Below are 13,769 nucleotides of genomic sequence, written 5' to 3'. Positions count from 1 at the left end.
GCGCAATCCCGTTGACTGCGCGCTGGATCGCATGCCGGAATCAAACACCATATCTGTTTGGCATTCAATGCTTTCACGCAGAGTTTTTAACAGGTTTCATCTGGTTAACTTGTAACGTTGGCATCCCCGCCCTTGTTCCTGCAAAAGCGGGGATGCAAATCGGGACGGTTGGAATACGCATCCTCAATCAGATGTGATTACTCTGCCGAACTGGCAAGGCTGGCGGAACCATTTGCATCATCAAGCGCACCAAGAACTTCGTCCACGCCAAGCAACTCCGAAAGCAGGATGCCATCCGGTGCACCGGGTCCAAACACGGCATTAAACGGAATACCAAAGCGGCCATAGGATGCCAGATAGTCGGCAATCTGTTGATCCGGGCGGGTCCAGTCAGCCTGCATCAGCACAATATTGTCCTGTGTCAGTGCCGTGCGGACATTGCTTTTTTCCAGAACAAGCTTCTTGTTAACCTGACAGGACACACACCATTCTGCCGTCACATCAACCAGGACAGTCTTGCCGTCGGCAACCAGCGTATCGATGGTCTCTGGCGCAAAGGGCTGCCAGGTGAGGGTGCCGTTGCCAGATGACGTGTCGGGCAATGACGGCGGTTTGGAAAATCCGGGCGCAAACAACGCAATCAGGAAACCTAGAACTGCCAAAGAGGTAAAGGCAAGGCGCGGACGCAGGTTTGATGTCCGTTTGCGCGCCCAGATAAAGACGCCACCAGCAATCAGGCCAAGGCCGACTGCAATTGCACCGGTCAATCCGACCTGAACCGAAAGCACACCGAGTAGCCAGATCGCCGTGCCGATCAAGGCAAGGCCCAGCACGAATTTCACACCGTTCATCCAGCGACCCGGTTTGGGAAGGATGCGGGCGACGCGTGGCTGAATGGCGATGGCGAAATACGGTATTGCCAATCCGATACCAAGCAGCGTGAAGATCCAGAAGATATCAAAGACACTGCCTGCCAGAGCAAACCCAACAGCGGTGCCAAGAAACGGCGCAGAACACGGTGTTGCCAGCAAGGTTGCAAACATGCCGGTCAGGAAATTGCTGCTGATATGGCGGCCGTGACTTTCACTGCGTGTGATCGCATCATTGGCGGCATTGCCAAGCTGATCTGGGCCGGAAATCTCAAACAGGCCCCACATATTAAGCGCGAACAGGGCCAGAATGATCGTCATGACGGTCAAAAACAGTGGTTGCTGGAACTGAATGCCCCAGCCGATTGTGCCGCCGGCCAGTTTGATGCCAACCAGGACCGCGGCAATCACCCAGAAGGATGTGATGATCCCGGCCGCACTGGCCAGAAATCCGATGCGCACACGGTTGGTATCCTGTGCGTTTGCCTTGAGTGCAGACATCACCTTGATTGACAAGACGGGCAGGACGCACGGCATGATGTTCAGGATCAACCCGCCAAGCAAGGCAAACAAGCCGATCATCCAGAAGCTGTTGCCAGCGCTTGCGCCGGTGCTGGCCGGGGCGGCCTTGGGCGCAACCCCGTCACTGGCTGCGCCAACGACAAGGTCTTGTTCAACAGATAGCGGACCAGCGATGACCGTGACCGTAAGCGGTTGGTCAATCAACGACTGGTCCTGTGCCAATCCCATGACCGCGATGTCGAAATACCGGATATCGTCGGCCTGATCATCGGAAGATCCAGCAGGCTTGGGCAGGCCGTAGCCTGCGCGAAGGTCGCTTTCAATCAGGATGTCTTCGACCTGTACCCCGGCGGCATCAAGCCCCTGAATCCCAAGACGCAATTTACGTGCATCGCCGTTATTTTCGCTGCTGATACTGGTGACTTGGATCGGCAGGCCAGCGCCAGTCAGCGGTACCTTTGAAACGAATTTTTCGATCTGATGGGCGTGGGCGCTGGTGATTGATCCGGCAGCGCTGCCAGAACTGCCCGCCGGTATGTCGAGATTGAAGGTGGCTGTCGCTGGAATGCAGACGTCGCTGCAAACCAGATAGTCGACATCAAGGCGGATCGCGACTGGTTCAGTCGGGTCCATGATCGCGACATCAATCGGCAGAATGATATGGTCCTTATAGCCGAAGGTCTCCAGCCCGAAGATCGAGAACCGGTATGGTGCGGGCCAGAGCATCTCGGCCTCGCCAATGTTTTCGGACCCGGTCCAGTCAAGTTGCGGCGGGAAACCGGCATCGCCCGCACTGCGCCAGTAGATTTTCCAATCCGGCTGCAATTCGTATTCAAGACCCAAACGCAGGACTTCTTTGCCGCTGGTTTCGGTCTGTGCACTGATCAGGCGCACCGAGGCAAAGTCTTCGTCAAACCAGTCGGTGGCCATGCTCGACGCCGCCATTGCGGCCGACGTTGTGCCGATGATCGTAAGACAGAGGGCAAATAACAGGGTCAAACGGGCGATAAGGTGGCGAAACACGTGTTGTTCCTTAAGCACGAAAAACGGTTGGCGCAGTATGAGCCAGACTTGTGGCACAAAACAGGCGTAGTTCGAGCCCGTGTTCAAATCAAGCCACGACTGTGTGAACGGTCTATCAGTACCACAAAACCGCTGTGCCTTGGCCTGATCCAGAACAACTGTAATGCCGCCCAATGGCAGAACATGGCGTTTGCACCTACATACGATATATGGGATGGAGCAATGTCAAACGACAAATTGTCGCGGTTTCCGGGGTTCTTGATGGTAATGGAAAGGCATTCGCGTTAGGCTTGATGAAACTGGATAAAGAGAGTTTTCGAGATGGGTGAAGGTGTAGACACTGGCGATTATCTTGGCGGGAAGCTTTTGGTAGCGATGCCGGGAATGCGTGATCCGCGCTTTTCGCAAAGTGTGGTCTATATCTGTGCGCATAACAAAGACGGTGCGATGGGGCTTGTCATCAACCGCCTGATCGACAGCATCACCTTCCCCGAACTCCTTGAACAGCTTGGCATTGCGCGTCCGGCACCCACCATCGAAGACATTCAGGTGCATTTCGGTGGCCCGGTCGAAAGCAGCCGTGGCTTTGTTCTGCATTCAACCGATTTCTCCAACGAAGCGACACTTCACGTCGATCGTGGTGTATCGGTCACGGCGACGGTTGATGTCCTTGAACAGATTGCAGTGGGCGAAGGCCCGCAAAGCCGTATTCTGGCCCTTGGCTATGCCGGGTGGCGCAGTGGTCAGCTTGAAAGTGAAATTCTGGCCAACGGTTGGCTTCATGTCGATGCGGATGCAGACTTGCTGTTTGACACCGATTGCGAAGACAAGTGGGAACAGGCGTTCTCGCGGCTTGGATTTGCGCCCGAACTGCTGTCGGGTGAAGCCGGACACGCCTGAGGCACAAATTTTCACAAACTGCCAAAAGAAAAAGCCTGCCAATTTGGCAGGCTTTTGTTTTTGCGCGGGATTGTGCGGATCAATCAAACAGGGCGTCGATTTCTTCCTGTGAGAAGATCTGGTCAACTTCATCCTGAGACACGCGATTGGCGTTCTGCGGGGCCTTGGTGACAGTTTTGTCCAGATTGTCGAGGCCCTTGGGATCTGGCGGCAGGTCAAAGTCGCCAAAGTCGTCTTCGCCCCAAATCTCGATCACGCGGTTCACGCGTTCCTCGATATATTTCATCGTGTTGACGACTTTGGTGATCCGCTGCCCGGTCAGGTCCTGGAAGTTACAGGATTCAAAGACCTTGACCACCAGTTCGACAATGTCGTCGGCCAGCCCTTGCGTATAGTCATCGGGTGCTGCCGAACGAATGTTGTGGGCGACCGCGTCGATCTTTTCGACGGTTTCAAGTATGTTTGCCGTTGCGTCCTCGGTGGCGGCAACGACGGAATCAAGCTCACCCTTTACGATATTAATGCGCGTGCCGGTGTCATCTTCGGGCGCGGTATAAAGGGCGGCGATTTCCTTTTTGGTTTCCTGAATGGAATTGGCCAGCGCCCGGACTTCGTTTTTGACCAGACGCAGCTCGTTGCGCGCATCTGCCTGTTCGTCATCCTCAGGGGCAGCATTTGCCTTTTTCTGTTCTTCGATCATCACACGGATATCAGACAGCAGCTCAAGCTTGAGCTCCTCAATCGCGGTGTGAAGGCTGGAAATGTCCGGGCCACTTGCAGATGCATTTGGATCGGATGGCATTTCGGTCGGCAGGGCGACCATGTCACTCATGGATTCAAGTTTATTGAGCAACCGCATTTCTGCAGTGAAAAGTCTTTTACTTCCTGAGCGTGCCATAGGCGAACCTCTGTCTTTGAACTGTCTGCATCCGGCAATTGCCTGGACGACTGCCTTGCATCCAATGTTCGGTACTCATACGTGAGAATAGAATAGTTGGCAAAGCTGATATTTCCAACTGAATTTCTATCTGTGATATTGGGGAAAAGCCCGCATAATTAAAGGGTTCAGGTGCCTTTTTTGTGACTGGGTGCACATAATTCCCCCAAACCGGTCTGGCGAATCGTTCTTTGGGGCATGTCGGCGCAAGCCGGGGAAATTTGATATCATTTGGCAATCTGTTGCCCGTCAGGGCGTCGTGCTGATCCGAAGATCGCCCAAGAGCGTAGCATCACTTGGATGACGGCTTTAGCCATTGGTTGAAGGGATAAAAACACCAATTACGACTATATTGCACAGCAGCAAAAGCAGGCATGGCAAAACCTTGCGACGCGGAATGGCGGTTTTTCTATCCAAGGGTGGGTATTTAGAGCGATTTCAGTCAAAACCAGAGCGATCATTCTGATGGCGGCAAAATATATTTTTTGTGCAATGCAGCGAGGTTTTTTCTGGAACTGGTGTCGAAGATACGCTATTTGCCTGCGTTACAAATGTACTTTCGAGTGCAGGCTTATTAAGAATAAGATATGTCAGAGGAAATGCTCCGGCCTGTTTGTCAGGGTAATCTTTGGTTGAGACGTGATAAGGTCCTTGAGAGTGGGCCGTATTTGTCAGCTCGGCCACTGTCAGTCAGGGGTGGAGACGATTGAGGCATATCGCCTTGAGATGTAATGCGAGGGGGCAGATTCGCATGTCGATCAAGAAGCTATTTCCCATCCTTCTGTTGGGATTGGCGGTACTTACCGGGTTTGATGGCGCAGCACTTGCGGCTGTTGGTCAACCTGAACCCTGGCAGCTTGGGCTGCAGGATCCGGTTTCGCCTGTGGCTGTTGAAGGCCAGAAATTCTTTAATCTCGTTACGTGGTTGATGGTGATCATTACCGTGATCGTCTTGGCTTTGCTGCTGTTTGTGCTTTATCGCTTCAGCGCGAAACGCAACCCGGTCCCATCGAAAACAACGCACCATACCCTTCTTGAAGTGGTCTGGACGGTTGTTCCGGTCCTGATCCTCCTTGTTATTGCGATCCCGTCTTTCCGCCTGCTGTATTTTGCAGACCGCGTCGAGGACGCCGATCTTACGCTCAAGATCATTGGCAAGCAGTGGTACTGGACCTACGAGTATCCGGATAACGGCAACTTCACCTTTGATTCTCTTATGATCGATCAGGAAACTGCTGTTGCCGAAGGCTTGAATCGCCTTCTGGATGTGGACAATCCCGTTGTCCTGCCGGTGGATCAGAACATCCGTCTTATCATGACGTCAGACGACGTGATCCATAACTGGGCGATGCCGTCGCTGTTCATCAAGCTTGATGCCGTTCCCGGCCGACTGAACGAAACCTGGACCCGCATTCCAGCTGAGTATGCCGGTACGACATTCTATGGTCAGTGTTCGGAACTGTGTGGTGTGAACCACGCATATATGCCGATCGCGGTTAAGGCCGTTACCATGGAAGAATACGAAGCCTGGGTCGCCGAGGCTCAAGAACAGTTCGCATCTGCTGATCTGCCGTCTGCGGTATCAGTGGCATCGGCAGAGTGAGGGAGAGATTGATGGCTCACGCTGAAACACATGATCACGATCATACCCCCGGCTTCTTTACCCGTTGGTTCCTGTCGACCAACCACAAGGATATCGGGACTCTTTATCTAATCTTCTCAGTGCTTGCCGGTTTGATCGGTGGTGCGTTTTCGGTCTGGTTCCGTATGGAACTGGCACAACCGGGAACCCAGGTCATTGATGACCCGCAATTCTTTAACGTGCTTGTGACCGCACACGGCATGATCATGGTGTTCTTTGTTGTCATGCCCGCGATGATTGGCGGCTTTGGCAACTGGTTTGTTCCGATCATGATTGGCGCGCCGGATATGGCGTTCCCGCGTTTGAACAACATTTCGTTCTGGCTGATTGTTCCGGCCTTTATCCTGCTGATGCTGTCGGCTGTTGTCGGCAGTGGTGCCGGCACCGGCTGGACGGTTTATCCGCCACTTTCAAGTGTGCTTGGCCATCCGGATGCCTCGGTGGATATGGCGATCTTTGCCCTTCACCTTGCCGGTGCCAGCTCGATCCTTGGTGCGGTGAACTTCATTACCACCATCTTTAACATGCGTGCGCCGGGCATGACCCTGCATAAGATGCCGCTTTTTGCTTGGGCAATGCTGGTGACGGCATTCTTGCTGCTGCTGGCGGTGCCGGTACTTGGTGGCGCGATCACCATGCTTCTGACCGACCGTAACTTTGGTACGGATTTCTTTAATCCGGCCGGTGGCGGTGACCCGATCCTGTATCAGCACCTGTTCTGGTTCTTTGGTCATCCAGAAGTGTACATCATGATCCTGCCGGGCTTTGGCATCATCAGTCACATCATCTCCACCTTCTCGCGCAAGCCGATCTTCGGTTATCTCGGGATGGCCTATGCGATGGTGGCAATCGGTGTTGTCGGCTTCATCGTGTGGGCGCACCATATGTACACGGTGGGCTTGGATGTTGATACCCGTGCATACTTTACCGCAGCGACGATGGTGATTGCGGTGCCGACCGGGGTTAAAATCTTCTCGTGGATTGCGACCATGTGGGGTGGTTCGATCACCTTGCGTGCTCCGATGCTTTGGGCAATCGGTTTCATCTTCCTGTTTACTGTGGGCGGTGTGACAGGTGTGATTCTGGCGAACTCGGGCATGGATCTGCCGCTGCATGACACTTATTTCGTTGTGGCGCACTTCCACTATGTTCTGTCGCTTGGCGCTGTCTTCTCGATCTTTGCTGGCTTCTACTATTGGTTCAGCAAAATGTCGGGCTACGAGATTTCCGATCTCGGTGCGAAGATCCACTTCTGGCTCTTCTTCATTGGCGTCAACCTGACCTTCTTCCCGCAGCACTTCCTGGGGCTTGCCGGCATGCCGCGTCGTTATGCCGACTACCCGGATGCGTTTGCCGGATGGAACATGGTTTCGTCTTATGGTGCTTACATCTCGTTTGCCGCGACCATCTTCTTCCTTGGTGTGGTGGCGCATGCCTTCATCCGTGGCAAGAAGGCCGAAGCAAACCCGTACGGGGAAGGTGCAGATACACTGGAATGGACCGTCAGCTCTCCGCCGCCGTTCCATACCTTTGACGAACTGCCACGTATCAAGTAAGTGATCCTGGTTTAAGTCCCCCGCAGGCCCCGGTTTGCGGGGGGCATCCTACCGCCCCAAACGAGAAGACCAGAGTTCAATGACCAAGCAGGTTGCAGATCAGACCCTAGCGCTTGAAAACGCAGTATCCCTGCCGGTTTCGGATGTGCGTGACTATATCGCGTTGCTCAAACCCGGTGTGATGACGCTTGTGGTTTTCACCGGTGCTGTGGGGTTGCTGATTGCCCCGGGTTCGATCCATCCGTTTCTGGGACTCGTCGCAATCGCCTGTATCGCTATCGCCAGTGGTGCCGCGGCATCCATTAACATGTGGTATGATCGTGATATCGATATCCACATGAAACGTACCCAAAACCGACCGATCCCGGCCGGGCGCGTGCCCGCCGACGAGGCCTTGTCTCTTGGCATTGCGCTGTCGATTGTTTCGGTCACGATCATGGCGGTTGCCATCAATATTGCTGCTGCGGTTTTGCTGGCTGTATCGATAGCGTTTTACGTGTTCGTCTACACCATCTGGCTGAAACGCAGCACACCACAGAATATCGTCATCGGCGGTGCCGCCGGGGCCTTTCCCCCGATGATCGGCTGGGCGTCGGTGACGGGCGGGATTGATATCAATTCAATCGCGCTGTTCATGATTATCTTTATGTGGACACCGCCGCATTTTTGGGCGCTGGCACTGTTTCGGTGCGGCGACTATGCCAAGGTCGGTGTTCCCATGATGCCGGTGGTTGCCGGTGACGCCGCAACCAAAAAGCAGATGCTGGTTTATACCATTCTGCTTTTGCCGGTGACCTTTGTTCCGGTCGCGACCGGATTGCTAGGAACGATTTACGCCGTGACGGCGGGTCTGACCGGGCTTTGGTTCCTGCGCCATGCGGTACGGGTTTTGCGCAACGCCGAAGAACGCGCGCCGCACAAGATGTTTGGATATTCCATTTTGTATCTGTTTGTCCTGTTTGGGGCGATGGTTGCAGATGTCTGGCTTGGCGGGTTCATCGTATGACGGAGCACCCCAAAATGAGCAAAGCCGAACTCGAAGCGTTTTACGCCAAGCGTAAAAAGAAGAACTGGGCGTTTTTGGTGATTTTGACCAGCCTGATTGTGCTGTTCTTTGCCATAACCATATTGAAGATGAGCTAGGAAGCCATGGCTGATCAAAAACACACAGATACTGTAAAGGCACGCAACAAGCGTGTGCTGCTCAGCTGTGTTGTCGTCGTTGGCGGCATGATTGGCCTGTCCTATGCGTCGGTTCCGCTTTATGAGCTGTTTTGTCAGGTAACCGGATTTGGCGGCACGCCACAAGTGGGCAAGGACACCGGCGTTGAAGTGTCGGAAAAGACCATCAAGGTCCGTTTCAACGCAGATGTGAATTCGGGACTGCAATGGCAGTTCAAACCGGAACAGCGTGAAATCACGGTGCGTCTGGGCGAAGACAATCTGGCCTATTACGTGGCCGAAAACATGGCCGTCAAACCGATCACCGGGCAGGCGGTCTATAATGTGACACCACTAAAAGCAGGGCAGTATTTCAGCAAGATCGCGTGTTTCTGTTTTGACGAGCAAACCCTTCAACCGGGCGAGCGCGTCGACATGCCGGTCAGTTTCTATGTTGATCCTGCCATTGCCGAAGACATCAATACCCAAGACGTGAAGACGATTACCCTGTCATACACCTTCTTCAAATCCGAGGCATCGGTGGAAGCAGTTGACGGGAACGAAGATCATGGAGGCTGACAGTCCACTGTTTGGTGGCATGTCCAGTCTTTGGTTAACAAAGCGAACTTAGAGTTTCTTTTGTAAGGATTGAGGGGGGCAAGGAATGAGTGATCATGCACAAAAGCATCCGTTCCACCTGGTAGACCCGAGCCCGTGGCCGCTGGTGGCTGCGGCATCTGCTGGTCTGTTCACCGGTGGCATGGTCATGTTCATGCATTCGGACCGTGCGCCGGCTGACTTCTGGCTGGCAGCGATCGGCATTGCAGGCATTCTGTTTGTGATGTTCCGTTGGTGGAGCAACGTGATCAGTGAATCACACATCTATCATAACAAGGTCGTTCAGATTGGCCTGCGTTACGGGATGTCACTGTTCATCGCATCCGAGGTGATGTTCTTTGTCGCCTTCTTCTGGGCATTCTTCCACAACGCGTTTGTGATCTTCAGCCCGGGTGTGACCGAATGGCCGCCTGCCGGTGTCGAAGTACTTGATCCCTGGGATCTGCCGTTCCTGAATACCCTGATCCTGCTGCTGTCGGGTTGCACCCTGACCTGGGCGCATCATGGCATCCTTGAAGGCAAGAAAAAGGACCTTGTTCAGGGGCTGGCACTGACCGTTGGTCTTGGCGTTATCTTCCTGTTCCTGCAGGCATACGAGTACAGCCACGCGGCATTCGGCTTCTCGGACAACATCTATTCCTCGACCTTCTACATGGCGACCGGTTTCCACGGCTTCCACGTGTTTGTCGGGACGGTGTTCCTGGCGGTCTGCCTTGTGCGTGCAATGAAAGATGGCTTCAAGCAGGATCATCACTTTGGTCTCGAAGCGGCAGCCTGGTACTGGCACTTTGTTGACGTTGTCTGGCTGTTCCTGTTCTTTGCCGTTTACATCTGGGGTGGCGAATAAGCCGCCGTCAGGTCACAAACAAGATCATGGATGATTATTATCCAAACCTTTCCCCCATTCGTACCGGGTTGGCATGCAAATGCCCCCGCTGCGGTGGGGGAAAGTTGTTTTCGGGCTTTTTGACAGTCCGTGAAACCTGTGCGGTTTGCGGACTGGATCTTCGCGGCCATGATTCCGGTGATGGCCCGGCCGTTTTCATCATCTTTATTCTCGGATTTCTGGTGGTGCCCATGGCGCTTTGGGTCGAAATGGCCTATATGCCGCCATTATGGCTCCATGCCGTTATGTGGGGCCCGGTGATCATCGGGTTGACACTGGTCTTGCTAAGGCCGCTCAAAGGCATCATGGTGGCGCTGCAATATCGTCACCGATCGACATCCGAACAGGACTGACCCTTCATGCCACTTCTTAAAACGCGTCCCAGTCTGGCGATGAAAATTTCCGCCGGGCTGTCTTTGGTGATCCTTTTGGGGCTTGGTTCCTGGCAAGTCGACAGACTGTTCTGGAAGCAAAACCTGATTGAAAGCCGCCAAGCACAGGCGCAAATGGCCCCCATCGCGGTGCCGACGGACACGGCCCTAGATCCGGGTATGGCGTTTCGCGCGGCATATGCCGAAGGTGTGTACCTGAACGATCAGGAAAAATACCTGATGGCGCGGACCCGTCGCGGCAATGTCGGGTTTCAGTTGATCACACCGCTTGAACAGGAAGACGGCCGTATCATTCTGGTCAATCGCGGCTGGGTGCCCCAGGATTACCGCGACCCGGAAACCCGCCCGGAAAGCCTGATCGAGGGACCTGTGCAGGTATCTGGCGTTCTGCGTCTGCCGCGCGAAAAGCATTGGGCCCAGCCAGAAAACGATGCCTTGCGCAATCAGTGGTTTTACGTCGATGTCGATCACATGGCCGAAGATTCCGGGGCGGAGCTTGCAAGCCCGTATTATCTGGAACTCGATGATTCCGAGGTCCCGGGTGGCCTGCCGATCGGTGGTCAGGCGAAAGTTGAACTGCCCAATAACCATCTTCAATACGCCATCACCTGGTACAGTCTTGCACTGACCCTGATCGTGATGTTTGTCCTGTATCATCGCCGCCCGTCTGGTGATAAGGAAAACGACACGCCGTCCTGATTGCACTTTGCCGAATTTGACTGTTTTTATGCGGACTGTGACCAACCAGACCGCGCAGGAGCCCCCATGACTGAAGCATACAAAAAGCTTGAATCCCGTTTTCACCGCATGAGTGTCCTGTCGGGCATTGGCGGGATGTTGCATTGGGATATGGCAGTGATCATGCCGGGCGGCGGCGCAGATGCCCGTTCTGAACAGTTGGCAACACTGAGCGTTCTCGAAAACGAGCTGATCAATGCACCGGATCTGAGGGACCTGATCACCAGTGCCCAGGGCGAAAGACTTGATGACTGGCAACAGGCCAATCTGGCGGAAATGAAGCGCGCATGGGTCCATGGGACAGCTGTTCCGGGCGAACTGGTCGAGAAGATGTCACGTGCTGGAACGCGCTGTGAGGTCGCCTGGCGTACTGCGCGGGCTGAAAATGACTTCAAGGGATTGCTGCCGCAACTGCAAGAAGTTCTCGATCTTTCGATTGAGGCCGGAAAAGCCAAGGCAGAGGCACTTGGGACGTCTGTTTATGACGCGCTGCTTGATCAGTATGACCCGATGATGCGCTCTGACCGGATTGATACGCTATTTGCCGAACTGGAATCCTTCCTGCCGGATTTCACTGCCGATGTCATCGAGCGTCAAAAAGCCGAAGACAATCCGCTGAAACCGAATGGGCCGTTCCCGGTTGAAACACAAAACCAGATCGGCCTTGAGCTGATGAAGGCGGTTGGTTTCGACTTTGATCACGGACGTCTGGATATTTCGCATCACCCGTTCTGTGGTGGCATCCCCGAAGACGTACGCTTGACCACGCGCTATGACGAGGATGATTTTACCTCCGCTATCATGGGGGTTCTGCACGAAACCGGCCATGCCATGTATGAGCGCGGGTTGCCAGCCGATTGGCAAAACCAGCCTGTTGGCAAGGCGCGTGGCATGACCATGCATGAAAGCCAGTCGCTTCTGGTTGAAATGCAGGCCTGCCGGTCAGAAGAATTCCTGACCTATGCCGGGCCGGTTTTTGAGGCGGCCTTTGGCGGCGACAGTGCGGCATGGAAACCGGCAAACCTGCATCGTCTGTATACACGGGTTGAGCCGGGGCTGATCCGTGTTGATGCCGACGAGGTGACCTATCCCGCCCATGTGATCCTGCGCTATCGCATCGAGCGTGCATTGATCGAAGGTGACATGAAACTTGCCGACCTCCCAGCGGCCTGGAACGAAATGATGCAGAAACTTCTGGGCATTGTGCCCGAAGATGACCGTAACGGCTGTATGCAGGATATCCACTGGCCTGCCGGGGCGTGGGGATATTTCCCGACCTATACGTTGGGTGCGATGGCCGCAGCCCAGATCTTTGCCGCTGCCAGGGAAGCCAACCCGGAGATTCCAGACGCACTTTCGCGCGGTGATTTCGCCCCGTTGATGCGCTGGCTTGGCAAAAACATTCATGGTCAGGCGTCAAGTAAATCCACCGACGCGATCCTTGAAGCGGCAACAGGAAAGGCCCTTGGCGTCGATGCATTCAAGGCCCATCTTGAGAATAGGTATGGCCAGTAAATTCAATTGAATGGATCGGGCAATCTGCTAGCATTGATTGATGGATTGGTGATATACGCTGCCATCAATGATCGGGGCAAAATCCCGGCTAAATTTACATGGGCACTGCAAAGACATGGGCATAACTGACGGCAACAAGAAGGTCATGGACCGACAGGTCTTTGCCATCGATCAGGTCATTTTCCGCGAAGGCAAGCCCGGCAATGCCGCCTATGTCGTGCAGGAAGGCAAGGTCGAAATCTACAAGACGCTGAGTGAAAACAAAGAAGTCGTTCTGGGAACGATTGAGGCCGGTGGTTTGTTTGGCGAGCTTGCCCTTGTTGATAATCAGCCCCGGATGGCATCCGCCCGTGCCAAGGAACGTACCGTTCTGATCGCAATCAATCGCCAGACGTTCGAGAAGAAAATGTCGGGCTCGGACCGGTTCATCAAGGCGGTCTTGCGAATCCTTCTGGGCAATTACCGCACCGTTGTCCGTCGCGCTGCGCTTGCGGAAGCCAAGTTGAAGGAACATGACATCCCGCTTGATGGCTAAGTCTTCACGGATGTTTGCAGCGATGGCTGGTATTGATCGCGTATTATCGCCAATGCGTGCCAGACCTGTTGTATTGACCCTTGACTATAGCGGCGCAAACCCTCACTAAATCAGGCCTTGCCGTGTTTATGGGGGCGTACTGCGCCTGTGGGCACGGAACCGGTATTCGCCTTACGCAGGAGCAGGTCTAGTGCGCTATGTCAGCACGCGGGGAAGCGCCCCCGTTTTGCAGTTCGATGAAGTTCTTCTTGCCGGTCTGGCCCGTGACGGGGGGCTTTATGTTCCCGAAACCTGGCCGACCTTTTCCAAGGATGACATTCGTGCGCTGCGAACTCTGACCTATGCCGAAGTGGCGTTCAAGGTGATCCAGCCATTTGTGGCGGGTACTGTTGATGACGATGCCCTTAAGGCCATTCTTGAAGACACATATCAGGGCTTTGATCACGAAGCAGTCGCACCGCTTAAACAGCTTGGC

General features: G+C 54.3%; 13 protein-coding genes and 1 pseudogene. 12 read left to right on the top strand and 2 right to left on the bottom strand.

All coding sequences use genetic code 11. The features are described from left to right. Positions 1-197: 197 nt before the first annotated feature. Positions 198-2,414 (bottom strand): protein-disulfide reductase DsbD family protein, encoded by a 2,217-nt coding sequence (locus B2R48_RS06110; protein WP_296998802.1) that lies wholly within the window; start codon positions 2,412-2,414, stop codon positions 198-200. A gap of 321 nt (positions 2,415-2,735) precedes the next feature. Here B2R48_RS06110 and B2R48_RS06105 point away from each other — a divergent pair, with 321 nt between their 5' ends. Beyond that, positions 2,736-3,314: a YqgE/AlgH family protein gene (locus B2R48_RS06105; protein ID WP_296998800.1), complete on the top strand. Its 579-nt coding sequence runs from the start codon at positions 2,736-2,738 to the stop codon at positions 3,312-3,314. 79 nt (positions 3,315-3,393) lie between these two features. Here B2R48_RS06105 and B2R48_RS06100 read toward each other — a convergent pair whose 3' ends face one another. Next, positions 3,394-4,173 (bottom strand): hypothetical protein, encoded by a 780-nt coding sequence (locus B2R48_RS06100; RefSeq protein ID WP_296998798.1) that lies wholly within the window; start codon positions 4,171-4,173, stop codon positions 3,394-3,396. An 829-nt stretch (positions 4,174-5,002) separates the two neighbouring features. Here B2R48_RS06100 and coxB point away from each other — a divergent pair. The 11 genes and pseudogenes from coxB to B2R48_RS06045 all read left to right on the top strand — a co-directional run. Continuing rightward, the gene (gene coxB, locus B2R48_RS06095; protein WP_296998795.1) at positions 5,003-5,854 is read left to right on the top strand and encodes a cytochrome c oxidase subunit II; all 852 of its coding nucleotides are present in this window, start codon (positions 5,003-5,005) and stop codon (positions 5,852-5,854) included. An 11-nt stretch (positions 5,855-5,865) separates the two neighbouring features. Beyond that, complete coding sequence (gene ctaD / locus B2R48_RS06090) at positions 5,866-7,449, top strand: cytochrome c oxidase subunit I (RefSeq protein ID WP_008889197.1); 1,584 nt, start codon at positions 5,866-5,868, stop codon at positions 7,447-7,449. Positions 7,450-7,528: 79 nt separating this feature from the next. After that, complete coding sequence (cyoE, locus tag B2R48_RS06085) at positions 7,529-8,455, top strand: heme o synthase (protein WP_008889198.1); 927 nt, start codon at positions 7,529-7,531, stop codon at positions 8,453-8,455. A 14-nt stretch (positions 8,456-8,469) separates the two neighbouring features. Next, on the top strand, positions 8,470-8,592 hold the full coding sequence (locus B2R48_RS06080) for a hypothetical protein (protein ID WP_255356190.1): 123 nt from the start codon (positions 8,470-8,472) through the stop codon (positions 8,590-8,592). Between the two features lie 6 nt (positions 8,593-8,598). Then, positions 8,599-9,189, top strand: coding sequence for a cytochrome c oxidase assembly protein (locus B2R48_RS06075; RefSeq protein WP_296998792.1), 591 nt, complete (start codon positions 8,599-8,601; stop codon positions 9,187-9,189). 85 nt (positions 9,190-9,274) lie between these two features. Then, a complete protein-coding gene (locus B2R48_RS06070; protein WP_008889200.1) occupies positions 9,275-10,075 on the top strand; it encodes a cytochrome c oxidase subunit 3 in 801 nt (266 codons plus the stop codon). A gap of 119 nt (positions 10,076-10,194) precedes the next feature. Beyond that, complete coding sequence (locus B2R48_RS06065) at positions 10,195-10,467, top strand: DUF983 domain-containing protein (RefSeq protein ID WP_349676144.1); 273 nt, start codon at positions 10,195-10,197, stop codon at positions 10,465-10,467. Between the two features lie 6 nt (positions 10,468-10,473). Then, positions 10,474-11,205, top strand: coding sequence for an SURF1 family protein (locus B2R48_RS06060; protein WP_296998788.1), 732 nt, complete (start codon positions 10,474-10,476; stop codon positions 11,203-11,205). Positions 11,206-11,271: 66 nt separating this feature from the next. Further along, complete coding sequence (locus B2R48_RS06055; protein WP_296998786.1) at positions 11,272-12,759, top strand: carboxypeptidase M32; 1,488 nt, start codon at positions 11,272-11,274, stop codon at positions 12,757-12,759. A 115-nt stretch (positions 12,760-12,874) separates the two neighbouring features. After that, positions 12,875-13,294, top strand: a complete 420-nt coding sequence (locus B2R48_RS06050) for a cyclic nucleotide-binding domain-containing protein (protein WP_296998784.1) — start codon at positions 12,875-12,877, stop codon at positions 13,292-13,294. A 190-nt stretch (positions 13,295-13,484) separates the two neighbouring features. After that, positions 13,485-13,769: pseudogene (locus tag B2R48_RS06045) on the top strand (threonine synthase); the annotation flags it as partial.

Origin of the sequence: Thalassospira sp. UBA848, assembly GCF_002295455.1 — a bacterium.
Taxonomy (GTDB): Bacteria; Pseudomonadota; Alphaproteobacteria; order Rhodospirillales; family Thalassospiraceae; genus Thalassospira.
Note: the sequence above shows the minus strand (reverse complement) of the source record. Positions and strands in the feature narration are given on the sequence as shown.

What these genes read in the sequence shown, in the direction of transcription:
- B2R48_RS06060 (WP_296998788.1), top strand. Translation starts at nt 10,474, where the DNA reads ATGCCACTTCTTAAAACGCGTCCCAGTCTGGCGATGAAAATTTCCGCC.
- B2R48_RS06100 (WP_296998798.1), bottom strand. Translation starts at nt 4,173, where the DNA reads ATGCGGTTGCTCAATAAACTTGAATCCATGAGTGACATGGTCGCCCTG.
- B2R48_RS06070 (WP_008889200.1), top strand. Translation starts at nt 9,275, where the DNA reads ATGAGTGATCATGCACAAAAGCATCCGTTCCACCTGGTAGACCCGAGC.
- ctaD (WP_008889197.1), top strand. Translation starts at nt 5,866, where the DNA reads ATGGCTCACGCTGAAACACATGATCACGATCATACCCCCGGCTTCTTT.
- B2R48_RS06105 (WP_296998800.1), top strand. Translation starts at nt 2,736, where the DNA reads ATGGGTGAAGGTGTAGACACTGGCGATTATCTTGGCGGGAAGCTTTTG.
- B2R48_RS06080 (WP_255356190.1), top strand. Translation starts at nt 8,470, where the DNA reads ATGAGCAAAGCCGAACTCGAAGCGTTTTACGCCAAGCGTAAAAAGAAG.
- coxB (WP_296998795.1), top strand. Translation starts at nt 5,003, where the DNA reads ATGTCGATCAAGAAGCTATTTCCCATCCTTCTGTTGGGATTGGCGGTA.
- B2R48_RS06055 (WP_296998786.1), top strand. Translation starts at nt 11,272, where the DNA reads ATGACTGAAGCATACAAAAAGCTTGAATCCCGTTTTCACCGCATGAGT.
- B2R48_RS06075 (WP_296998792.1), top strand. Translation starts at nt 8,599, where the DNA reads ATGGCTGATCAAAAACACACAGATACTGTAAAGGCACGCAACAAGCGT.
- cyoE (WP_008889198.1), top strand. Translation starts at nt 7,529, where the DNA reads ATGACCAAGCAGGTTGCAGATCAGACCCTAGCGCTTGAAAACGCAGTA.
- B2R48_RS06050 (WP_296998784.1), top strand. Translation starts at nt 12,875, where the DNA reads ATGGGCATAACTGACGGCAACAAGAAGGTCATGGACCGACAGGTCTTT.